Source organism: Bacillus sp. S/N-304-OC-R1 (assembly GCF_019749375.1).
In the GTDB taxonomy this organism is placed as follows: domain Bacteria; phylum Bacillota; class Bacilli; order Bacillales; family Cytobacillaceae; genus Cytobacillus.
Map to the genome: position 1 here is coordinate 1 of NZ_JACWFE010000025.1, position 20,492 is coordinate 20,492.

Here is a 20,492-nt window from a genome sequence, read left to right on the forward strand (position 1 = left end):
TTAAAAATGTCCTTTACAAAGGGTACACTTTAAATAAAGGCTGCACGTTTTTTTTGATATAAAAGTATAACTTCTCGAGTCAGAGAAATGTCTAGCTCCAGCGCCTACCCCCTCGAGGTCACAAGACGAGCCTCCCAGAAAGGTAAAGGACACCTTTCCGTGAGGCTAGTCTTGTGCTTGTCGGGGGTGACCAAGGCGCTTGCGCTTTTCTTTTGCAAAAATTTCATAGGTGTTTCTTCTCGCATATTCTTAAAATAATCAATAAAATAGGAGTAGACAGAAAGAAAAGCAGGTGCATATTCATGAGTCATACTCATCTATTTTTTAATACAGGAATTGGGCGTCAAAAGCCTAATAGTATACGAAATAAAGAGCAAAGCTGTCCATTTTGCGAAAGGGAGAAGCTCACAGATATTCTAGCTTCGGATGGCTCGATCATATTATTAAAAAATAAATTTCCGGTTTTAGAGAATACATTTCAAACCGTCTTAATTGAAACGGACGAATGCCATAGTGAGCTTTCCGTTTATTCGGAGGATCATCTAATAAGACTCATTCGATTCGGTTTAACTCACTGGCTGGAAATGGCCGCTTCAAATGAGTATAAATCTGTTATCTTTTTTAAAAACCATGGTCCACTATCAGGGGGCACTATTGCTCATCCGCATATGCAAATAATAGGTTTGAAGGATATTGATTATACTGAAAAGGTTCAGGCTAGCGACTTTGAAGGTTTAACGATTCATGAAAAGAATAGAACGGTGTTATCGATATCAACTGCGCCACGTGTTGGATTTTACGAATTTAATGTGAAGCTTGGGGATATTCATGATATAACGGCATTTGCTAAGTACATCCAGGTTGCTGCTCATTATATTTTGAATCATTTTCCATTTAATTGTACGAGCTATAATTTATTCTTTTATGAATTTGAAGGAAATATTTATGTGAAGATTGTTCCGCGTTCTGTCACGACACCGCTTTTTATCGGGTATTTTATTCCCCAAGTTCCTAATAATATAGAGTGGATGAAGAATGATGTGCGGGAACGTTATTTTAGATAAAGGGAATATGATCCATTATTTAAAATGAAGTTGTTATTTAATCGGTAAAAAAATATAATAAAATATTGTATTTTATTTTTTTTGGTGTTTTAACATAAGGAGAAAAGCTATGACTTCAAATAAAACTACGATCCCTCCTAAATTAGATTTTAACTTAGTGCTCATTTTATTTTTATTGTTTTTAGTCAGCTGTATTTCGATTTATAGTGCACAAACAACAGGTCAATATAAAGAGAACTTTCTCTTGAAGCAAGTCATTTGGTATATAGTGGGCACAGGTATTATTGCAGCGGTAATCAGACTGGATTCCGAACAGCTGAAGAAAATCTCCTGGTATGCTTACGGCTTTGGTTTATTGCTGCTAGCCTTTTTAATTTTTGCGCCAAGCAGTATTGCGCCTGTGATAAATGGGGCAAAGGCATGGTATAGAGTGCCTGGAATGGGCTCACTTCAGCCATCTGAGCTTGTGAAGGTGTTTTTAATTATTGTTCTGGCGAAGGTCATTGATGACCACCATCTGAAGAATCCGGCTAAAACAATTGAAACTGATTTTCGGCTGTTGATTAAACTTGGCGTATTTACGGGAATTCCTTTGCTGCTCGTCATGCAGCAGCCTGACCTTGGTACCGGTCTTGTTTTTATTTCGATCATGCTTGGGATGATATTTATCTCCGGAATTTCTTGGAAAATTCTTGTTCCCATTTTCGGGACAGGCATTACACTCATTTCAGTTATTTTTTACTTTGTTCTATGGCAGCCCGACATATTAGAAAAATATTTGGGGGTCAAGCAGTATCAATTCGGACGGATCTACTCATGGCTTGATCCTTACAATTATCAAAGCTCGACAGGCTTTCAATTAACAAGATCACTTCTTGCCATCGGATCCGGTGAAACAAGCGGAAAAGGTTACGGAACGAGAGAAGTATATTTGCCAGAAAGTCATACGGATTTCATCTTTAGTATCGTTGGAGAAGAGTTTGGCTTTATTGGATCAAGTATTCTCGTAAGTTTATTCTTCCTTCTTATTTACCAGATAACAAAGATCGGAATGGAGACAAAGAATAACTTTTATTCGTATATTTGTGTAGGGGCTATTAGTATGATTACCTTCCATGTCTTTCAAAATATTGGCATGACCATCGGGCTTCTTCCTATTACAGGGATTCCACTACCTTTTATTAGTTATGGAGGCAGTTCTTTAATGGGGAATATGCTAGCTCTTAGTTTAATATTTTCAATACGCTACCATTATAAAAAGTATATGTTTTCGAACACCGATTGAATAAAAAGAGCGGATGCCCAAGTTCTGGGCTCCGCTCTTATTCAACCACGCCTGTTTCAACAATCTTGACCTTTGTATGTATTTTAAAGGTCATATTCTTATAATCCTCATCCCACTTGCTGAAATCGTATCCGCGAATCCTTTTAAGATGAAAATTTCCGATCCCTAAAGGATCTACGTTTTTCTTCTGGAATAATTTCACTAATTTTAAACATTCTTTATTGACATCCTCCTCCAATTTTTTAGCAATCTGGTCTACAGCTTTTTGATCTAATCTTTTTCCTGTATACTCTCGAATATCCCCAATGATCTTGAGATAGATATCTAAATGGGAATGACCCTGTCTTGTTAGCTTATACTTATGGGTAGATCGGATGCTTCTAATGGCAACATCCTCACCTTTTACATTTTTCACCTCGAAGGTTCCCTGGCTATGTTTATCTGATAATAGTTTAAAGAAAAACATTTTACTTTTAGGCAAAACATAAATTTCCTTATCGTTTTTAAAAATGCTAAGCCCGCTTATTTCAACATCTTCCGGGCTTATTTGTTTTATTTCCGGAAGATAAGGGTCCTTCCCCTTTTTGTAAAAGTCACGGAGAAAGATATGTAAATTTGTTTTGGGTACATCTCTTAGTTCAATATTTTGCCGAATTAAACTGCTTAAATATTTTGAAACTCCTTGGGGTCCATAATCTCCTTTTAAAATTTCTAAGGCACTCTCATGAGCTGTTGCTAAATAGTTTCGGGTCCCAATGCTAGCATCTCTTTCATAAGAGTCAACAAAGTCTATGATGCCTGTATCAGATAATTTATCACCAAATATTGTAATTTCAATACCGCCTGTCACAACGTTCCTGGCAGCCTTCTTCTGAACATTTAATAATAAATCTCTGCGCATTAATCCTTCTGTAACGAACACTTTATTTTCAATGGATTTATCAGGAAGGTAATCTTGAAAAAGAATGGAGCCATTAAATTTCCCATCCTCAGCTAAATCATAGGCTTCTCCTGCTATAATATTGACTTCATCAATGATTTTTTTTTGAACGCATCCCGTTAGCAGGAGAAGGATCGTAATGCTTAAGACGAGCACTCTCATTTCTTCTTCACCTTCTTTGCTATTAATATTGCTATAAACAGTAAAGGAATATAGATGAAAGTAATGGCAAAGCCTGTTTTTCCTAGATAATCGTTGAGTATGCCGACCCTTTCTCTCGTATTAAATATGTTAATAACACCTATTATGGCAGCTGAAATAAATAGGACACCTTTTTTCTGTTTTAGATGGTAAATTCTTTTCAGCAGTCTTGAGGCAACCCAAATGGGAATGCATACATTAGGCAGAATGACTAGGCTCCAGCTTGCAATGCCAATGTATTCAAACCGCTCCACAAATGGCATTTCAACAATTTTCCACATCGTTAATGTTGCCCAAATGGCCTTTTGAAGCTGCTCATTAGAGAAATAGGCAATGGTTAGAACCATTAATCCGGTATAGATCATTGTGGTGGATAAAATTGCAAAATGAGCCCATTTTTTTGATTTCTGGGGTTCCTTAATAAAGGGATAAATAAACAGCACGATTTCAAAGCCGATTAAGGATAATGACATGTGAAAGGATCCAGTTAAAAGATCCATAATGGAATGGTCAAAAATAGGCAGGAGATGCTCAAACTCCGTGAATTTTAAATCATAGATAAAAATAAGAAATAGGTAGGATGGAAGGATAGCCCCGAAAAAAGCAATCCCAACAACGACCTTAAAACCGCCATAAATGATATAAATGCATAAGATCATATAAGCAAGCGTATACCAGAAAACACTCATACTAGGAAAGACCCAAACTTGGATGATTTCGATATAGGTCCTAAGTACGGTTAATGACATAAATAAAAAGTAAAGGATAAAAAAGGAGCTGATTATTTTACCTAACACTTTTCCGAAAACAAATGCATGAGCTGTTACAATATCTCCGTTGACCGTCTCAGCGATTTTATAGATCAGCCATATAATGATATGGAGAGATAATCCTGCAAGCAGAACAGAAATCCACGAATCCTGACTCGTATACTTTGCTATAATCCGCTGATATCCAAGGGTACCTATTCCGATTTGCATAGAAACCACCATATAAAAAACTAAAAATGGAGCAATTTTAAATCGATCAGGGATTACCTCCTGCATAGGATTATTCATCTCCTTTCTTATTCATCAATATCTTTTTTCAATTTTGCCTTTTCTTTACTAAAGCGTACCCGATTTTGTGTTTGTAAGAAAAACGGCCGTAAGTATTGCTTTCTAAAAGGGAACCGGATAAATGAATCCTTTAAGTCCTCTAGCCTTGGAGGGTAGAGTGGTGCCAAAAATGGCCGTCCAAGTGATGTGAGTCGTAATAAATGGGTTAGCATTAGGCTAAAACAAAAAACAATTCCCAAGAGGCCCCAAAGCTGTGCGAATAATAAAAATGGGAACCGAAGAAAGCGAATCGTATTGCCCATCTTATAAACTGGCGTTGTAAAGGACGCTAGAGCAGCCAAAGCAACAATAATGAGAAGAACATTACTAGTGAGTCCTGCTTCAACGGAAGCGGTACCAATAACAATTCCCCCTACGATACCAATTGTCTGTCCGACTTTAGTTGGCAGTCTTGCGCCTGCCTCTCTAAGCAGCTCAATTGTTAATTCGAGAAATATCGCCTCTAATATAGGCGGTAATGGAACCACCCTTCTTGAGGTAATCAAGGTTCCGATTAAATCTTTAGGAACCAATTCATAATGATAGGTAAGCACCGCAACGTAAATTGGGGTAATTAACAATGAAAACAAAACGGAAAATACACGTATTAATCGGAAAAATGAAGCAAGAATCCAATTTAAAAAATAATCTTCAAATGACCCGAAAAATTCAACTAAAGTGGTCGGTGCAATTAGTACATGTGGGGACCCATCTACAATAATTCCGATCTTCCCTTCGGCTAATACCCCTACAACCCGGTCAGGTCTTTCTGTGTCCAATAGCTGAGGAAAAGGAGAATTTGAGTTATCACTAATGAGCTGAACAATATAGGAACTGTCCGTAATGGCATCAAATTCAACTTCCTTTATTCGCTGTCTGACAGTATTAATATTTTCCTCATTTGTGATTCCGTCCATATATAAAAGGGCTACTCTAGTTTTGGATAGGCTTCCTAGTGTAAATTCCTCAACAATAAGTTCTTTTACGGGCAATCGTTTTCTAATCAAATTTAAATTTGTTCCAAGTGATTCAACGAATGCTTCCTTTGGACCAATCACAGAAAACTCAATTTCAGGAGGAGAAATACTTCTGACATTTTCTTTTTGGACGGCGATAAAGGCAAATTTATCCTCAACACTTTCAAGGGTTACCATGACATATCCGTTTAGTAATTTTTGCTCAACTTTATCGTATTCTTCTGATATTTCTACATCTGTTAAAGGAATCAATTTTTTTACATCTTCAATGATGTTCAGTTCGCCTTCCAGCAGTTCTGGGAGCAAGGCTTGCTGAATAATTTCTTGATCAACTAATGAAGACATAAAGGTCAAGCAAATACGAATATTTGTCTTTTGATTTCTATGAAAGGATTTAGCAAAATCCTTTGATTTTTCCAATGATTTCTCCAAATTGCTTTGCTCTTTTTTTGATTCATTTTGTTTCTTGCGAATCCATCTTTTCATATAATCACCATCATTTTCTGATTACGCTTATTGTTACCGAAAATGGAAACTTTATGATGATGAGGGACAATGTTTTTGAAATGAGCGCCAACCTTTTACATGGGTAAATGATGATCATAAGATAAGGCAGAGAGGGCTGAGCAGTAATAAATGTCTTCTTGAAAGGAAAGAAAAAAATGACTGGCGCGCAAGCGCAGTCATTTTTTAGTTACTTTATAAAATATTTCTCAATATCATCAAGCATTAAGTTAGCAGCAATAACGCCACCTGCAGTATTCCAAATCACATCATCCACTTTGTGGATATTGCCTGCTTTCACGACGCTTAGATTTTTGAATAATGGATCTTCAATCCACTCTTCTTCTAAACTGCTTGCTTCACCGTCACCAGTTTCATATGTGAAGTAGAATAGCACGTCACCATCCATTGCAGGAATTCTTTCTTTCGTTGCATTTCTTTCAGCGAAATCATCAACATTTTGGCTTTCAGGTCTAGCAAATCCAATTTGGTCTAAGATCACTCCTGAGAAAGTATCCTTATGATAAATACGTACATCTCCAGCCATAAAGCGAACGATTGAAACCTCTTTGTTCACTTTATCCCCAAGCTTCTCCTTAATATCTTTAATGCGCTGATTATAATCAGCAATAACCTTCTGGCCTTCAGCTTCCTTATTCAAAGCCTTTGCATAAAGCTTAAAGTTTTCCTGCCAGTTGCCTCGTAAAGTTTCAGCGAATACGGTAGGGGCAATGGCACTTAATTGATCGTATATTTTTTCTTGGCGCATTTTGTTTCCAATAATTAAATCTGGCTTTAATGCTGCAATTGCTTCCACATTGACTTCACTCTCTGTACCTACAACTTTAACATCAGCCATTTTGTCTGCAATATGGGGGTACCAAGGATCACCGGTCCAGGACTGAACCGCACCAACAGGTGTAACCCCTAATGCTAATAGGGCTTCAGTTCCTTCATTTGTTAAAATAACGACCTTCTTAGGCGTTTCTTTAATTGTTGTTTCTCCCATTGCATGTTGAACAGTATAGCCTGTTTCTTCAGTCTTATTATCTGTTTCTTTTTCATTGTTAGTTTGTTTGCTTGAGTTATTTCCGCATGCAGCTAAAACGAAAAACGACAGGATAGAAATAATCATTAGAGATAATTTAAATGATTTCATTATGTAGTTCCCTCCTAATTGCTATTGATAATCATTTTCAATGATAACACTATCTTATGATGGTTTATTATGGTTGTCAATAGTTAATTGAAAATGATTATCAAATTCATTGACATCATGTTTTTCATCCAATAGACTGAAAATGAATACGGAACATTTCTTAATGAAAGGTTTATGCTTATGCTGTTAAAAAATAATTCACAACGATGGATTGGTTTATTGATATCTATTATCATTTTAATTTTTTTAATGTGTGCGAGTATTGTATATGGATATACAAATACGACATGGAAAATGGCTATTGATGCTTTTTCAGCGTTTGACGGATCGAATGAGGATTTGATTATTCAGTCAGTCAGGCTGCCGAGGGCATTGATTGCTTCAGCGGTTGGAGCTAGCCTTGCTATTGCAGGAGTTCTGCTGCAAACATTAACGAAGAATCCATTAGCAGCCCCGGAAATATTCGGGATTAATGCTGGTGCAGGGTTTGCTGTTGTTATCGTAGTTACGCTGTTTTCCTTAAGCAATTTGCAAATTTTTACTTGGGTGTCTTTTTTAGGAGCGACAGCAGCTTTTGTTTGTGTCTATGCTATTGGCTCATTTGGAAGAGAAGGGTTAACTCCGATGAAGCTTACGCTAGCAGGGGCAGCTATTAGTGCTATGTTTGCCTCAATGACTCAAGGTTTTCTAGTAATAAATGAAACTGCATTAGAGCAGGTTCTGTTCTGGCTGGCAGGCTCAGTTTCAGGAAGGAAGCTCGAAACGTTAGTAGCTGTTCTTCCTTATCTAGCTGTTGGCTGGGTCATTGCCATGTTCATTTCTAATAAAATGAATATCCTTTCAATGGGCGAGGATGTGGCAAAGGGGTTAGGCTTAAAAACAGGCTTGCTCAAAATCATTGCTGGAATTGCGATTATTCTCTTGTCTGGCGGAGCAGTAGCTGTTGCAGGGCCAATCGGCTTTATTGGAATCGTGATTCCCCATATTACACGTGCTGCTGTCGGAATTGACCATCGTTGGGTAATCCCGTTTTCAGCTGTCTTTGGTGGGATGCTGCTTCTTGCAGCTGACATCTGTTCAAGGTATATAATTATGCCGCAGGAAGTGCCTGTCGGAGTGATGACTGCTGTTATTGGAACACCTTTTTTCATCTATATTGCGAGAAAGGGGTTCAATAAATAATGCGCCAATATAAAAATGTCCGGTTATTTAAAGACAAGGTTTCGTTTTTAGTTGATCAAAAGGCTTTATTCATTATTCTTATTCTTTTATGCGCTACTGCCGGGGTTTTCATTATTAGTACTGGAATCGGCGAAATGAAGATTAGTCCAATAAATGTTATAAAAGTATTCTTTGGCGGTGGCACAGAAATGGAGCAGCTAGTTGTTCAATCTTTTCGGCTGCCAAGAATCATTGTTTCATTAATGGTTGGGATTGGACTCGCGGTTGCAGGGGCAATCCTTCAAGGGATTATCCGAAATCCGCTCGCCTCGCCTGATATTTTAGGAATTACAGGGGGAGCATCTGTTGCTGTTGTTGGATTTCTTGCTTTATTTAGTGATGAAAGCAATGCGTTGACCGTTAGTATTGATTGGCTGCCAGTTGCTGCATTTATCGGTGCAACAGCTGTTGCGTTTTTAGTATATTTATTAGCATGGAAGGACGGAGTTTCGCCAATCAGGCTTGTCTTAATCGGGATTGGTTTATACAGCCTAATGAAGGCATTAACGACTTTAATGATGCTGCTTGGCCCGATTTATCAGGCAAGCCAGGCGAATATTTGGATAACAGGAACTGTTTATGGATCAAACTGGAGCCACGTTTCGATCCTTGTTCCATGGATTCTATTTCTATGTGCGGCTGCATTTATTTTAGCCAGGAATGTGAATATTCAGGAGCTTGGAGATGACATCGCAACAAGTGTTGGCAGCCATGTTCAGAAGTATCGATTCCTTTTGCTGATGGTTAGCACAGCTTTAATTGGCGGATCGGTAGCCTTTGCTGGCGGGATTGGCTTTGTTGGGTTAATGGCGCCCCATATGGCAAGACGGCTTGTAGGTTCTTCTTTTGGTGCGCTGCTTCCGGCATCGGCATTGATTGGCGCTATATTAGTGATGGCTGCTGATTTAATTGGAAGGACGCTGTTTTCACCGCTTGAAATTCCAGCAGGAGTATTCACAGCTAGTATCGGTGCACCATATTTTATCTATTTGCTCTATAAAACACGGAATTCATAGAAAGTAATGTATAAAGGAGGGAGCGAAATTGGTGAATGGGCAAGCAATTGTTACAGAAGGACTGACTTTATCCTATGGGGATTCCATTATTATCAATGAGCTTGACTTGAATATACCTAAAGGAGAAATTACTGTTTTTATCGGTGGGAATGGCTGCGGTAAATCAACCTTACTTAGATCAATCGCCCGCCTGCTAAAGCCCAAATCAGGTTCTATTTTACTGGAGGGTGAAGCGATTGCAAAGCTGTCTACAAAGGAAGTAGCGAGAAAAATGGCGATACTTCCCCAATCTCCTGTGGCACCGGAGGGATTAACAGTCCTTCAGCTAGTAAAACAGGGCAGATATCCTTATCAAACATGGCTTAAGCAGTGGTCTGTAGAAGATGAGAAAAAAGTAAATGATGCCTTAATGGCAACCGGTCTTGAGTCATTAAAGGACCGCGCTGTTGACTCTCTTTCAGGAGGACAGCGTCAGCGTGCTTGGATTGCGATGACACTTGCACAAGATACGGATACGATATTACTAGATGAACCGACCACATATTTAGATATGACTCACCAAATTGACATTCTCGATTTGCTGTTTGAGTTAAATGAGAAAGAGAAGAGAACGGTTGTCATGGTCCTGCATGATTTGAATTTAGCTTGCCGTTATGCTCATAATATTGTTGCGATTAAAGATCAAAAAATATATGCACAAGGGAAGCCGGAGAATGTGATTACTTGCAGCTTAGTGAAAAATGTGTTTGAGATGGACTGTGAAGTAACAACCGATCCATTGTTTGGCACACCTTTATGTATTCCATATGGCAAGGGCAGATACATATTTAAAAAGGATGGGACTGGCAATGGTTCAATGGCTTTCAGAAGCACAGATTAATGAGCTCCGTTCCTATCGGTTTACGACTGAAAAGTCTAATTCTGCCTTGTCTATTTCATTGGAAATGCTGCTAAAAGAGCAGAATTTACGTGATTATTTAGATAAGCTTAGCCAACATATAGATGCGGCAAATGAGAAGGTAACGGCATCAATCTTTATCAAACGATATGCATTTTTGGCGGTTAATTATTTGTACGCGATGACCGTATGGAATAAGAAGCTCGATATCTCATTTGAAAATGTGACTTTGGAAACCGATGACCATGATGAATTATGGCTCCCAAGCTTTTATTTTAATGAGAAGAGTGCCGAAAAAGCTTATAATGAGGACAGGAATGCATGGCGGAAAAATTGCGTTAAAATGCTTTTTTCTGATCACCTTTTCCCGCTAATCAAAAATCTTTCCAGTGTTACTAAGGTATCCAAGCTCATTCTTTGGGAAAATATTGCTGTCTATATTTATTGGCTATACGAAACGATATTAAGTAAAGAGAAGCTGCCAGAAGAGGTTATTCTTCGTGCAAAAGAAGACTTTCAATATTTAGTTTTTCAGGCCGACGGGTCATTATTTGGCTCCCTACATGATAACCCGTTAAAAAGATATTTTAATCAACATATTTATTTAGAAGAGTTTGAGAGAGAGGTCAGGCCTCGCAATACATGCTGTTTATCTTATTTAACAAAAGCTAAAAAACGCTGTAATACCTGCCCGCATACTTGTGCAGCTTGTCCGCTAATAAATGAAATAACTAGACGGGAGGAAAAGACCCTTGAACCAAGAACTGAAGGATAAGCTTGATGGTTTACTAGAAAAATACACTGAGCTGCTTATTGGGGACTCCAGCAGCGAAATGAAAGAAAAAGTCCAAGCCTGGGTATTGTATTCTTTTATTGCAAAATCCATGCCACCATTAATAAAGCACTGGAATGACACATATCCAGATGCAAAAGATGACATGAAAGCTCTAATTGCCCAAATCAAGCAAATGAATGATGAACATAGAAGCAATAAATAAAGCCGTTTCTCTCGATGAGAACGGCTTTACTATTTTTATTGATATGGCAATTGGTTCGTATATCCTTGAAACTGCTGGTAGCTTTGCTGCATTTTTTGCTGATCGGCGGCTTCTAGCTTGTACCAGCCTTTTCGAAACATTAGATTATATAATTCACGCTGCTGGTTTTGAGTTTCTGTGAAAATGTTTAATACATCCTGATAAAGGGACTGATGACTCGCTTCATTTAAATAGGTGCAGTAGGAAGCAGTCATATATTTTTCCGTTGATAAAAGATCATTCGTAAAATCGCGCTCATTCATTTGCGGTGTTTTAGGAATTTGTGTCTCAGGATTTTGGATTTTTTGGTTTGGATTTGGATTCATTTTTTAAGGACCCCCATTCTATTGTTTTTATTGTAATCCGTTAAAGGACTGGCTTTGAGGATTCAAATGTGTCAGGATTTGTTCGTAATGGTGCTGATGCATTTGTCCGCAGTTTTCAAACGCTGCTTTTAGTTCTTGATCCTGACAGTGCTGAGCATAAAAATGCGCCTTTTTCACAGCTAATAAATTCCAAGAAAGCATATCAGTAAGGTACATAGAGTCTTTCGTAGAGACAACCGCTGGGGGCTGTTGCATCATTCCTTGATTTTGCATGTTCATATTCATATTCATATTTTGCTGCTGCATGAATGATCCCTCCGTTATAAATATTCTGTTATGGAATTAGGATTTATCGATTATATTAACTTTTTTTATACTGATTATTTTGGCTGTTCACTTTTCCGCCGCCATCTGCTTCAACGGTTGGACCGGCATTCCCCTTTACACTAGCTGCACTTACCCCTGCCTTTGAAGGGTTCTTTTTTCTTTTCGGCATCACTAATCACCTCCATTATGTAGCGTGCCCAATATCGATTTTTTCACTAGAAAAAAATGGCCGAAAGCATTTGTCATAATTGTTTTGGGATTAGGGGGCTAAGAAATTTTTTTAAAAACACTATTCATGAACACGCAAGCTTGTGAATAAAATAAAAACATAGAGGTTGAAATTTTTCGTTAATCAGGGCAAAAAATATTGCTTAAATATTTTAAATATTTTATAGTTATAAATATAAAGACTCATTCAAGGGGAATTTTTTTTAGAATAAAAATGAATGAGTGTTCATTCAAAAAGTATAAAAGGGGGAAATTAAGTTGATCCAACAAATCAAAAAAGCGGCAGTTCTTGGTTCTGGCGTAATGGGCTCTGGGATTGCAACCCACTTAGCGAACATCGGAATCCCAACCTTATTGCTGGATATTGTACCTCGGGAATTAACTGAAGCAGAAAAAGTGAAGGGATTAACCCTTGAAGATAAGGCAGTTCGGAATCGTATTAGCGAAACGGGACGGCAGAAGCTATTAAAGCAGAAGCCAGCACCGCTAACATCCAAAGCGAATTTGGCTTTAATAGAAGCAGGAAATTTCGATGATGACCTGGAGCGTCTAAAGGATGTAGATTGGGTCATTGAAGTCGTTGTCGAAAATCTAGACATTAAAAAACAAGTATTTGAAAAAGTAGATCGTTATCGAAAGCCTGGCAGTATTGTGAGTTCGAATACATCAGGAATTTCGGTTGAAGCGATGTCAGAAGGTCGCTCAGAAGATTTTAGGAAGCATTTCCTAGGCACTCACTTTTTTAACCCTCCGCGGTATTTGAAACTATTGGAAGTTATTCCAACGAAAAATACGGATCCTGAAGTTCTTGCTTTTATTAAAACTTTCGGCGAGGATGTGCTCGGCAAAGGTGTCGTTGAAGCGAAGGATACACCGAACTTTATTGCAAACCGGATCGGTACTTATGGTCTATTAGTGACATTACAGGAAATGCTTAAAGGCGGCTATAGTGTAGGCGAAGTTGACTCCATTACAGGTCCGTTAATTGGCAGACCAAAGAGCGCCACCTTCCGCACACTGGATGTTGTTGGATTAGATACATTTGTTCATGTAGCGAACAACGTCTTTGAGCAAGTGGAAGGCCAAGAAAAGAACATTTTTGCTGTGCCGGATTTTATGAAAGAAATGCTTAATAAAGGCTGGCTAGGGAGTAAATCCGGTCAAGGGTTTTTCTTAAAACAAGGAAAAGAAATTCTTGAATTGGACCCGCAAACACTTGAATACGGGCCGCGCAAAAAGTTAAAAACGACAGCAACAGAATTAAGCAAGCAAGAAAAAGGCACGGCGGGCAAAATGAAAGCGCTTGTATATGCAGATGATCGTGCTGGCCAATTACTATGGAATATATTAAGCCCAGCACTTATTTATTCTGCTCAATTACTCGGGACTATTGCTGATGATGTCGTAGCGATTGATCAAGCAATGAAATGGGGCTTTGGCTGGGAGCTAGGACCATTCCAAACTTGGGACGCAATTGGTGTAGAAAAATCCGTGAAGAAAATGGAGGAGTCTGGATTAACAGTCCCTGCATGGGTAAAGAAAATGCTTGAAAAAGGCAACCAGTCTTTCTATAAGGAAGAGGAAAATGGAGACCTCTATTACTACCATAATGGCGAATACAAACTTTTGGTAGAAAATCCAAAAGTAATTAATGTAAAAAGATTGAAAAAGAAAAATGGCGTGATTAAAAAGAATAGCGGAGCGAGTCTAATTGATTTAGGCGATGGTGTTGCATTGCTGGAATTCCATTCTAAGAGCAACGCGCTTGGCCTTGATATCATCCAAATGATTAACTTCTCAATCGACGAAGTAGAAAAGAACTATAAAGGTCTTGTGATCGGAAATCAAGGTAAAAATTTCAGCGTTGGTGCTAACCTTGCCATGATTCTGATGGAAGCGCAAGATGATAATATTTTCGAGCTTGATATGGTTGTCCGTCACTTCCAGCAGGCGATGTTGAAAATTAAGTATTGCTCAAAGCCAGTTGTCGCTGCACCGTTCGGTATGACACTGGGCGGAGGGGCAGAGGTTTGTCTTCCAACCGCACATATTCAAGCGGCAAGTGAAACATATATGGGGCTTGTAGAAGTTGGAGTAGGACTGCTCCCCGGCGGTGGCGGAAATAAAGAGCTTTATATAAAGCATCTAAACAGCTTACCAAATGGAATAGAATTCGATCTTCAAAAAGTAGCCAACAAAGTATTTGAAACGATAGCAATGGCAAAGGTTTCGACTTCCGGGGAAGAAGCTCGTGAGAATAACTTCTTGAATAATGCAGATGGAATTAGTGTAAATGGCGATCATTTATTATATGACGCTAAACAGGTTGTCCTAGCGCTATACGAAAAAGGCTATAAACCGCCAATCCGCAAAAAAGTGCCAGTAGTTGGGGAAACAGGCTACGCCACTTTACTATTAGGCGCTCAGACGATGATGTATTCAGGTTATATTTCAGAGCATGATTTGAAAATTGCTAAGAAATTAGCTTATGTGATTGCTGGCGGGAAGGTGCCGTATGGAACGGAAGTAGATGAACAATATCTACTAGATTTAGAGAGAGAGGCATTCTTAAGTCTGCTGCAAGAGCCAAAAACACTTCAGCGTATGCAGCACATGCTTCTAAAAGGGAAACCGTTACGTAATTAATTCTAAAATGGGAGTAATAGTGTCGTATTTTTAAAAGAGTGGGAGAAAGAGAGGGAATAAAATGAGAGAAGCGGTTATCGTAACAGGAGCCCGCACACCGGTTGGTAAGGCAAAGAAAGGGACGCTTGCACATGTTAGACCGGATGATTTAGGTGCCCTTGTAGTACAGGAAACATTAAAGCGAGCAGGAAACTACGAAGGAAATATCGATGACTTAATAATCGGATGTGCAATGCCAGAAGCGGAGCAGGGACTTAATATGGCAAGGAATATCGGAGCACTGGCCGGATTGTCATATAGTGTTCCGGCGATTACTATTAATCGTTACTGCTCATCAGGTTTACAATCAATTGCTTATGCTGCTGAGAAAATTATGATTGGTCATGCTGACACCATTATTGCAGGTGGTGCAGAGTCGATGAGTCTCGTTCCGATGATGGGGCATGTGACACGCCCAAATGCCAAATTAGCCGAAACAGCTCCCCAATATTATATGGGCATGGGCCATACAGCAGAAGAGGTGGCGAAAAAATATGGCATTTCCCGTGAAGAACAGGATGCCTTTGCGGTTCGAAGCCACCAAAAAGCGGCAAAAGCCATTGAAGAAGGAAAATTTGCTGATGAAATTGTACCAGTGGACGTTACTTTCCGCTTAGTAGGAAAAGACAATAAATTGATCGAAAAAACAATCCAGTTCAGCCAGGATGAAGGAGTTCGTCCAGATTCAACAATTGAAACATTAGCTAAGCTTCGTCCAGCTTTCTCCATAACGGGCACAGTAACCGCTGGAAACTCTTCACAGACAAGTGATGGAGCAGCAGCGGTCATGGTGATGGACCGTGAAAAGGCTGAAAGCTCCGGCCTGAAGCCAATGGCAAAATTTAGATCATTCGCAGTTGGCGGAGTACCGCCAGAAATCATGGGAATCGGCCCGGTCGTCGCTATCCCAAAAGCGTTAAAGCTAGCAGGTCTTGAATTATCAGATATCGGATTATTCGAACTAAACGAAGCCTTTGCCTCTCAATCCATCCAAATCATTCGTGAGCTTGGACTTGATGAAGACAAGGTAAACGTCAACGGCGGTGCCATTGCACTCGGTCACCCGCTAGGCTGCACAGGCGCAAAACTAACCCTATCCCTCATTCACGAAATGAAGCGCCGTAACCAGCAATTCGGTGTAGTCACCATGTGCATCGGTGGAGGAATGGGCGCAGCTGGCGTATTTGAACTACTTTAGGGTCAAGGAGTAGATTGAGAACAGCTTAAAAGAGTTCATGGCGCCCTACGAATCAAATTCTACATCCTAAAGGTCACCATAAATAAAAATCAAGAAAGGTCACCATAAATAAAAATCAAGCGAATGGAGGAAAAAAACATGTCAAATCAAACAGATAACCTAATTAAAGGTGGAAGCTTTTTAATCGAAGATATCTCCTATGATCGTGTTTTCACACCGGAGGATTACACAGATGAGCACAAAATGATTGCCAAAACCACTGAGGAATTTGTTATTAATGAAGTGCTTCCTGAAGTAGAACATTTGGAAAATCATGAATTTGACCGCTCAGTAAAATTATTGAAGCAGGCTGGCGAGCTTGGGCTGCTAGGTGCGGACATTCCGGAAGAATACGGCGGTTTAGCACTAGATAAAGTAAGCTCAGCCCTTATTGCTGAAAAAATGGCTCGTGCCGGCGGATTCTCTATTTCTCATGGCGCTCATGTTGGGATCGGTTCGCTTCCAATTGTTTTATTCGGAACAGAAGAGCAAAGGCAGCAGTACTTACCAGTACTAGCAACTGGAGAAAAGCTTGCTGCCTACGCATTAACAGAGCCGGGCTCAGGCTCCGACGCGCTTGGAGCGAGAACGACAGCAAAGTTAAATGCAGAAGGCACGCATTATGTTTTAAATGGTGAAAAACAATGGATTACAAACGCAGGGTTCGCAGATGTTTTCGTTGTGTACGCAAAGGTTGATGGTGAGCATTTTTCAGCTTTCATCGTTGAAAGAGAATTTCCTGGAGTATCAGTAGGTGCTGAAGAAAAGAAAATGGGCATTAAAAGTTCTTCAACTCGTACGTTAATTCTGGAGGATGCTCTTGTCCCAAAAGAAAATTTATTAGGAGAATTAGGCAGAGGCCATATTATTGCCTTCAATATTCTTAATATCGGACGTTATAAATTAGGAGTAGGCGCAGTTGGCGGATCTAAGCGTGCATTTGAAATTACAGTTCAATATGCAAATCAGCGTCAGCAATTTAAAACGCCAATCGCCCAATTCAATTTAACGAAAGAAAAATTCGGTACATTGGCTTCAAAGATTTATGCGGCTGAAAGCTCTGTTTACCGTACAGTTGGCTTATTTGAAGATCGTATGAGCAAATTATCAGAAGAAGAAGTAAAGGATGGCAAGGAAGTAGCAAAATCGATTGCAGAATACGCAATTGAGTGTTCTTTAAATAAATTCTTCTCAACAGAAGTCCTTGACCATGTAGTTGATGAAGGTGTACAAATCCATGGTGGTTATGGATTCATGGCTGAATACGAAATCGAAAGAGCGTACCGCGATTCACGTATAAACCGCATCTTTGAAGGAACAAATGAAATTAATCGCTTATTAGTTCCTGGCACATATATCCGCAAGGCTTTCAAGGGAGAGCTTCCATTATTCGAAAAAGCAATGGCACTGCAAGAGGAATTAATGATGCTTATGCCGGAAGAGCCTGGTGACGAACCACTTGCACAAGAAAAATATCTTGTGAAAAATGCTAAGAAAATCGGATTGCTAGCTGCAGGACTAGCTGCACAAAAATATGGCAAGGCCCTAGAAAAAGAGCAAGAGGTTTTAGTTAATATTGCAGACATTATTTCAAATGCTTATGCAATGGAATCTGCCGTTCTTCGAACAGAGAAGGCAATCCAAAAAGATGGTCTAGAAAAGAGCAAGCAAAAGCTTCTTTATACACAAATCTTCTGTCAAGAAGCATTCAACAAAATTGAGCAGGATGCTAAAGAAACACTAGTTGCTGTTGAAACAGGCGATGCTTTAAGAATGATGATCTCTGCATTACGCAAGTTTACACGCCACACGCCAATTAACGTTATCGCGAAAAAGCGTGAAGCAGCTGATAAGATCATTGACGCTGAACGTTTTGTTCTATAATGATTAATTATAAGGGTCTGGTATGATGCGAATTGGCATCATTGCCAGACCCTATGTAAGTTCACAGTATTAACAAAAAATATTTTTTCATTTTAGCAGGACTATGGTGAAAAGTGTCGAATCCATGTTGATAGCAGATGTTAGGTTTTACGAAAAAAATATGTTAATATTTGATTGATTTCAATCATGATTTGGAAGAATAAAGCGGAAGCGCCTAATCAGGTGGTGAAAAAATGGCACTCACTTTTTATTGGTATCCAAAATGTGGTACTTGCCGAAATGCGAAGAAGTGGCTAGATGAACAAGGGCTTACTTATGAGGCTGTACATATTGCTGAAAATCCGCCTTCCCGCAGCGAACTAGAGGATCTTTACAAAAAAAGCGGTTTGGATATAAAAAAATTCTTTAATACGAGCGGTATGAAATATCGTGAACTTGGATTAAAGGATAAGGTCAAAACGTCTTCAGATGATGAATTGCTTGATTTGCTGGCTACTGATGGAATGTTGATAAAGCGGCCAATTTTAACAGATGGCAAGAAAGTCACAGTTGGATTCAAGGAAGAGGATTATGAAAAATCGTGGCTTTAATAAAAAAGGATTGAAAAAGATCGTCCTTTTTGCCATGATGAAGGAAGAGATCGAATTTACGATCAATTTAGAAAGAATAATGGAGGGGTTATAATGAACACACCAAAAGAATTGCGTTATTCAGAAGAGCATGAGTGGGTAAAAACAGAAGGCGAGCAAGTACGTATTGGTATTACTGACTTTGCTCAATCTGAGCTTGGAGATATCGTATTCGTTGAACTGCCAGAGGTAGGCGACGAGGTAACTGCGGACGAGCCTTTCGGAAGCGTAGAATCTGTTAAAACAGTTTCTGAACTTTATTCACCAGTAAGCGGTAAGGTTGTCGCTGTTAACGAAGATTTAAGCGATAATCCTGAATTCGTAAACGAATCTCCATATGAAAAAGCATGGATGATTGTTGTTGAGCTTTCTGACGCTAGCGAGTTAGATAAGTTAATGACTGCTGAACAATACGAAGAAATGGTAAAAGAAGACTAATTAATTTCATACCGCAAATGGACATTTTACATAAGTCTATTGCTAATCAGTGAAGGAAGTCTCTGTTCAAGGGACTTCCTTTCTTTCGTCTTAATATATCTAAATAATAATTCCTCTATAGGGGGAACACTATAAACAGATCCTCTCATGAAAGGATGAGTATTGTGGTGTTAAAACAACAGAAAATAGATATAACAGACCGTGTAGTGGGAAAGCTAAAAAATGGAGAGATTGAACTTTACTTAGAAAACGAAAAAATTGGTAACATCCAGTTACCCGAAGGTTTTTCGATACAAATGGATCATCATTACGAAACGGATCAGCAAAAAATATATCAACATGTAACGACGACAGAGCATCCCCATGCCAAATATACTGATTGTGATGAGGGAGGCTGGTGCTAATAAACAGCGGAGGGCTTTCCGCTGTTTATTTTTTATCCCCAATTATAAAAAATGTGAAAAACTACAAATAAATAATAAAGCAGGAGATCAACACTTATGTTAAGAATATTGAATATGGTATGGTAAAAGAAATACTTCTTTTCAAATAATAGCCCTTTGGGCAAAACGACAACTCTGTTCAGGTGATGAATATGAATGAGGCAGTGACGGAAAAGGTCATTATTGTGGAAGGTACGACAGATAAGAGAAAGGTGCAAGCCATTGTAAGTGAGCCTGTTGAGATTATTTGCACGAATGGAACCATTGGAGTCACAAAACTAGATGAATTAATTGATATGCTTTATGATAAAGATGTTTTTATTTTAGTCGATGCTGATGCAGCAGGTGAAAAACTCAGGAAACAATTTAAAAGGGAGTTTCCAGAGGCAGAGCACCTATATATTGATCGCATGTATCGAGAGGTGGCTACAGCACCGGAGCACCACTTAGCAACCGTACTTTTAGCAGCAAATATCGACGTGTATACAGAGTTTTTAGATAAAGGATGAGAGTCTTTGAAGGATTGGTCACTAGAGGGAATTGACAATATTTTTCAAGAGAACAGAGCTGGATTGTTATATTTATATACTCCTTTATGCGGAACTTGCCAAGTGGCTGGTAAGATGCTAGCAGTCATTGAAGAGCTTGTTTCTGAACTGCCAATTGGGAAAGCTGATTTAAACTATATACCCGATTTGGCTGAGAGGCTTGGGGTAGAAAGTGTTCCATGCCTTATTATGTTTAAAGATGGCCATATTCAGGATAAAATTTACGCTTTTCACTCCGTTCCCTACCTATTAGATAAAATTAAAAGTACTCTTTAAGAATGTCAGGAAATCAGTCCTGGCATTTTTGCTTGCATTTAAATAACTGACGAATAATTCAATACTTTTATA

Annotated in this window: 22 protein-coding genes; 15 read left to right on the forward strand and 7 right to left on the reverse strand. The window is 38.9% G+C overall.

Features of this window, described 5'->3' with window-relative positions:
* The first annotated feature begins 302 nt into the window (after positions 1 to 302).
* Both H0173_RS20095 and H0173_RS20100 read left to right on the forward strand, forming a co-directional pair.
* A complete protein-coding gene (locus H0173_RS20095; protein WP_221848567.1) occupies positions 303 to 1,064 on the forward strand; it encodes a DUF4931 domain-containing protein in 762 nt (253 codons plus the stop codon).
* Positions 1,065 to 1,173: 109 nt separating this feature from the next.
* Positions 1,174 to 2,349: an FtsW/RodA/SpoVE family cell cycle protein gene (locus H0173_RS20100; RefSeq protein ID WP_221848568.1), complete on the forward strand. Its 1,176-nt coding sequence runs from the start codon at positions 1,174 to 1,176 to the stop codon at positions 2,347 to 2,349.
* 37 nt (positions 2,350 to 2,386) lie between these two features.
* On the opposite strand, the gene H0173_RS20105 is transcribed toward H0173_RS20100, so the two are convergent.
* The 4 genes from H0173_RS20105 to H0173_RS20120 form a co-directional block, all read right to left on the reverse strand.
* Complete coding sequence (locus H0173_RS20105) at positions 2,387 to 3,451, reverse strand: Ger(x)C family spore germination protein (protein ID WP_221848569.1); 1,065 nt, start codon at positions 3,449 to 3,451, stop codon at positions 2,387 to 2,389.
* On the reverse strand, positions 3,448 to 4,536 hold the full coding sequence (locus H0173_RS20110) for a GerAB/ArcD/ProY family transporter (protein WP_221848570.1): 1,089 nt from the start codon (positions 4,534 to 4,536) through the stop codon (positions 3,448 to 3,450). Before H0173_RS20110 ends, H0173_RS20105 begins: the two co-directional genes overlap by 4 nt.
* Positions 4,537 to 4,556: 20 nt before the next feature.
* Positions 4,557 to 6,050, reverse strand: coding sequence for a spore germination protein (locus tag H0173_RS20115; RefSeq protein WP_221848571.1), 1,494 nt, complete (start codon positions 6,048 to 6,050; stop codon positions 4,557 to 4,559).
* Between the two features lie 208 nt (positions 6,051 to 6,258).
* Positions 6,259 to 7,227: an ABC transporter substrate-binding protein gene (locus tag H0173_RS20120; protein WP_221848572.1), complete on the reverse strand. Its 969-nt coding sequence runs from the start codon at positions 7,225 to 7,227 to the stop codon at positions 6,259 to 6,261.
* A 180-nt stretch (positions 7,228 to 7,407) separates the two neighbouring features.
* On the opposite strand from H0173_RS20120, the gene H0173_RS20125 reads away from it, so the two are divergent.
* The 5 genes from H0173_RS20125 to H0173_RS20145 are packed head-to-tail and all read left to right on the forward strand — an operon-like array spanning position 7,408 to position 11,360.
* A complete protein-coding gene (locus H0173_RS20125) occupies positions 7,408 to 8,409 on the forward strand; it encodes a FecCD family ABC transporter permease (RefSeq protein WP_221848573.1) in 1,002 nt (333 codons plus the stop codon).
* On the forward strand, positions 8,409 to 9,464 hold the full coding sequence (locus tag H0173_RS20130) for a FecCD family ABC transporter permease (RefSeq protein WP_221848574.1): 1,056 nt from the start codon (positions 8,409 to 8,411) through the stop codon (positions 9,462 to 9,464). The genes H0173_RS20125 and H0173_RS20130 overlap by 1 nt, the downstream gene beginning before the upstream one ends.
* A gap of 31 nt (positions 9,465 to 9,495) precedes the next feature.
* Entirely contained in the window at positions 9,496 to 10,344 is an 849-nt protein-coding gene (locus H0173_RS20135; RefSeq protein ID WP_221848735.1) for an ABC transporter ATP-binding protein, read from the forward strand.
* The gene (locus tag H0173_RS20140; protein ID WP_221848575.1) at positions 10,313 to 11,137 is read left to right on the forward strand and encodes an IucA/IucC family C-terminal-domain containing protein; all 825 of its coding nucleotides are present in this window, start codon (positions 10,313 to 10,315) and stop codon (positions 11,135 to 11,137) included. The genes H0173_RS20135 and H0173_RS20140 overlap by 32 nt, the downstream gene beginning before the upstream one ends.
* Entirely contained in the window at positions 11,115 to 11,360 is a 246-nt protein-coding gene (locus H0173_RS20145; protein ID WP_221848576.1) for a YusU family protein, read from the forward strand. Before H0173_RS20140 ends, H0173_RS20145 begins: the two co-directional genes overlap by 23 nt.
* A 35-nt stretch (positions 11,361 to 11,395) precedes the next feature.
* Here the strand turns inward: H0173_RS20145 and H0173_RS20150 are convergent, their stop codons facing one another.
* The 3 genes from H0173_RS20150 to H0173_RS20160 are packed head-to-tail and all read right to left on the reverse strand — an operon-like array spanning position 11,396 to position 12,221.
* Complete coding sequence (locus tag H0173_RS20150) at positions 11,396 to 11,725, reverse strand: spore coat protein (protein ID WP_221848577.1); 330 nt, start codon at positions 11,723 to 11,725, stop codon at positions 11,396 to 11,398.
* A gap of 27 nt (positions 11,726 to 11,752) precedes the next feature.
* Complete coding sequence (locus tag H0173_RS20155; protein ID WP_221848578.1) at positions 11,753 to 12,031, reverse strand: hypothetical protein; 279 nt, start codon at positions 12,029 to 12,031, stop codon at positions 11,753 to 11,755.
* A 55-nt stretch (positions 12,032 to 12,086) separates the two neighbouring features.
* On the reverse strand, positions 12,087 to 12,221 hold the full coding sequence (locus H0173_RS20160; RefSeq protein ID WP_221848579.1) for a YuzL family protein: 135 nt from the start codon (positions 12,219 to 12,221) through the stop codon (positions 12,087 to 12,089).
* 320 nt (positions 12,222 to 12,541) lie between these two features.
* Here H0173_RS20160 and H0173_RS20165 point away from each other — a divergent pair, with 320 nt between their 5' ends.
* The 8 genes from H0173_RS20165 to H0173_RS20200 all read left to right on the forward strand — a co-directional run bounded on the left by H0173_RS20165 (position 12,542) and on the right by H0173_RS20200 (position 20,420).
* The gene (locus H0173_RS20165; protein ID WP_221848736.1) at positions 12,542 to 14,926 is read left to right on the forward strand and encodes a 3-hydroxyacyl-CoA dehydrogenase/enoyl-CoA hydratase family protein; all 2,385 of its coding nucleotides are present in this window, start codon (positions 12,542 to 12,544) and stop codon (positions 14,924 to 14,926) included.
* A gap of 61 nt (positions 14,927 to 14,987) precedes the next feature.
* Positions 14,988 to 16,163: an acetyl-CoA C-acetyltransferase gene (locus tag H0173_RS20170; RefSeq protein WP_221848580.1), complete on the forward strand. Its 1,176-nt coding sequence runs from the start codon at positions 14,988 to 14,990 to the stop codon at positions 16,161 to 16,163.
* A gap of 138 nt (positions 16,164 to 16,301) precedes the next feature.
* Positions 16,302 to 18,086 carry an acyl-CoA dehydrogenase family protein gene (locus H0173_RS20175; RefSeq protein ID WP_221848581.1) on the forward strand — a complete coding sequence of 595 codons (1,785 nt, stop codon included), beginning with the start codon at positions 16,302 to 16,304 and terminating at the stop codon, positions 18,084 to 18,086.
* Positions 18,087 to 18,319: 233 nt separating this feature from the next.
* A complete protein-coding gene (locus H0173_RS20180) occupies positions 18,320 to 18,676 on the forward strand; it encodes an arsenate reductase family protein (protein WP_221848582.1) in 357 nt (118 codons plus the stop codon).
* 93 nt (positions 18,677 to 18,769) lie between these two features.
* Positions 18,770 to 19,153 carry a glycine cleavage system protein GcvH gene (gcvH, locus tag H0173_RS20185; protein ID WP_221848583.1) on the forward strand — a complete coding sequence of 128 codons (384 nt, stop codon included), beginning with the start codon at positions 18,770 to 18,772 and terminating at the stop codon, positions 19,151 to 19,153.
* Positions 19,154 to 19,320: 167 nt separating this feature from the next.
* Complete coding sequence (locus H0173_RS20190) at positions 19,321 to 19,557, forward strand: YusG family protein (protein WP_313770676.1); 237 nt, start codon at positions 19,321 to 19,323, stop codon at positions 19,555 to 19,557.
* 191 nt (positions 19,558 to 19,748) lie between these two features.
* Positions 19,749 to 20,105 carry a toprim domain-containing protein gene (locus tag H0173_RS20195; RefSeq protein ID WP_221848585.1) on the forward strand — a complete coding sequence of 119 codons (357 nt, stop codon included), beginning with the start codon at positions 19,749 to 19,751 and terminating at the stop codon, positions 20,103 to 20,105.
* Positions 20,106 to 20,111: 6 nt separating this feature from the next.
* The gene (locus H0173_RS20200; protein WP_221848586.1) at positions 20,112 to 20,420 is read left to right on the forward strand and encodes a thioredoxin family protein; all 309 of its coding nucleotides are present in this window, start codon (positions 20,112 to 20,114) and stop codon (positions 20,418 to 20,420) included.
* Positions 20,421 to 20,492 lie beyond the last annotated feature (72 nt).

Bases quoted from the DNA above. Each gene is read 5' to 3' on its own strand.
- H0173_RS20095 (WP_221848567.1), top strand. From the start codon at position 303: ATGAGTCATACTCATCTATTTTTTAATACAGGAATTGGGCGTCAAAAG.
- H0173_RS20100 (WP_221848568.1), top strand. From the start codon at position 1,174: ATGACTTCAAATAAAACTACGATCCCTCCTAAATTAGATTTTAACTTA.
- H0173_RS20105 (WP_221848569.1), bottom strand. From the start codon at position 3,451: ATGAGAGTGCTCGTCTTAAGCATTACGATCCTTCTCCTGCTAACGGGA.
- H0173_RS20110 (WP_221848570.1), bottom strand. From the start codon at position 4,536: ATGCAGGAGGTAATCCCTGATCGATTTAAAATTGCTCCATTTTTAGTT.
- H0173_RS20115 (WP_221848571.1), bottom strand. From the start codon at position 6,050: ATGAAAAGATGGATTCGCAAGAAACAAAATGAATCAAAAAAAGAGCAA.
- H0173_RS20120 (WP_221848572.1), bottom strand. From the start codon at position 7,227: ATGAAATCATTTAAATTATCTCTAATGATTATTTCTATCCTGTCGTTT.
- H0173_RS20125 (WP_221848573.1), top strand. From the start codon at position 7,408: ATGCTGTTAAAAAATAATTCACAACGATGGATTGGTTTATTGATATCT.
- H0173_RS20130 (WP_221848574.1), top strand. From the start codon at position 8,409: ATGCGCCAATATAAAAATGTCCGGTTATTTAAAGACAAGGTTTCGTTT.
- H0173_RS20140 (WP_221848575.1), top strand. From the start codon at position 10,313: ATGGTTCAATGGCTTTCAGAAGCACAGATTAATGAGCTCCGTTCCTAT.
- H0173_RS20150 (WP_221848577.1), bottom strand. From the start codon at position 11,725: ATGAATCCAAATCCAAACCAAAAAATCCAAAATCCTGAGACACAAATT.
- H0173_RS20155 (WP_221848578.1), bottom strand. From the start codon at position 12,031: ATGCAGCAGCAAAATATGAATATGAATATGAACATGCAAAATCAAGGA.
- H0173_RS20160 (WP_221848579.1), bottom strand. From the start codon at position 12,221: ATGCCGAAAAGAAAAAAGAACCCTTCAAAGGCAGGGGTAAGTGCAGCT.
- H0173_RS20170 (WP_221848580.1), top strand. From the start codon at position 14,988: ATGAGAGAAGCGGTTATCGTAACAGGAGCCCGCACACCGGTTGGTAAG.
- H0173_RS20175 (WP_221848581.1), top strand. From the start codon at position 16,302: ATGTCAAATCAAACAGATAACCTAATTAAAGGTGGAAGCTTTTTAATC.
- H0173_RS20180 (WP_221848582.1), top strand. From the start codon at position 18,320: ATGGCACTCACTTTTTATTGGTATCCAAAATGTGGTACTTGCCGAAAT.
- gcvH (WP_221848583.1), top strand. From the start codon at position 18,770: ATGAACACACCAAAAGAATTGCGTTATTCAGAAGAGCATGAGTGGGTA.
- H0173_RS20195 (WP_221848585.1), top strand. From the start codon at position 19,749: ATGAATGAGGCAGTGACGGAAAAGGTCATTATTGTGGAAGGTACGACA.